The following is a 650-nucleotide window of genomic DNA, read 5'->3' as shown; positions in this document are numbered from 1 at the left end:
AGCTGTAAAAAGGCAAGAAACTGTTCTTTTTTCCCTTCTGAAGCAATGGATGTTACAATTTTCCCCGTCCCTACCTGAACAGTTCCGAATACCGTCACATATGCATGATGTCCATACGTCGGGACTTGTTTTTGTATGCCGGACTGTGACCACGTTGCACGCAGGCTTTGATAGGCGCGGATGTGTGTTTCATCTTGGTACAAAAGGACTGTATTTTCGTCTAAGGCGTTTTTTTTATCCAATCCAACTGGCGTCGAAATGCTTTTTGTTTCTTTGGATCTGCTTTCTTGAGCACATAAGTTGGGCGTGTATAGGAAAGCGAAAGGCGCCAAAGCATACGCAATACACCTGTTCTCGTCAGCTCCACGTTATACACGCGTTGGATGTGCTCACGAATGAGTGGAACACTCCATGACACAGCGGTTCCGAGGCCGCAGTCTTCCGGAGATTGATGTAAAACCGTCTTTTTTAGTTCTGTCAACTGTTCTTTTGTCAGCGAACATGGGCGTCCCTTGCTAAACTTTCGATCTCATAAGCGTTCCAGTCCGCCTTCGTTGAAACGGCGAATATATTCCGAGACGGATTGACGGTGTAGATTGCAGATTTCAGCTACTTCCTTGCCGAGTTTTCCTTCCATTACTAAACGAACC

The 650-nt window shown here is 46.0% G+C and carries 3 protein-coding genes; all 3 read right to left on the bottom strand.

From position 1 onward, the window contains the following. Positions 1-242, bottom strand: a 242-nt coding sequence (locus EEJ45_RS18205) for a transposase (protein WP_187695365.1), incomplete at its 3' end; no start/stop codon positions are given. Further along, positions 221-418 (bottom strand): helix-turn-helix domain-containing protein, encoded by a 198-nt coding sequence (locus EEJ45_RS19145; RefSeq protein ID WP_425455461.1) that lies wholly within the window; start codon positions 416-418, stop codon positions 221-223. The genes EEJ45_RS19145 and EEJ45_RS18205, both read right to left, overlap by 22 nt. 111 nt (positions 419-529) lie before the next feature. After that, positions 530-637 carry a helix-turn-helix domain-containing protein gene (locus tag EEJ45_RS19140; RefSeq protein ID WP_425455460.1) on the bottom strand — a complete coding sequence of 36 codons (108 nt, stop codon included), beginning with the start codon at positions 635-637 and terminating at the stop codon, positions 530-532. Between the last annotated feature and the right edge of the window lie 13 nt (positions 638-650).

This window comes from Ectobacillus antri (assembly GCF_003852715.1).
GTDB classification, from domain to species: domain Bacteria; phylum Bacillota; class Bacilli; order Bacillales; family Bacillaceae_G; genus Ectobacillus; species Ectobacillus antri.
The sequence above is the reverse complement of the archived record's forward strand: the minus strand, read 5'-3'. Positions and strand labels throughout refer to the sequence as shown.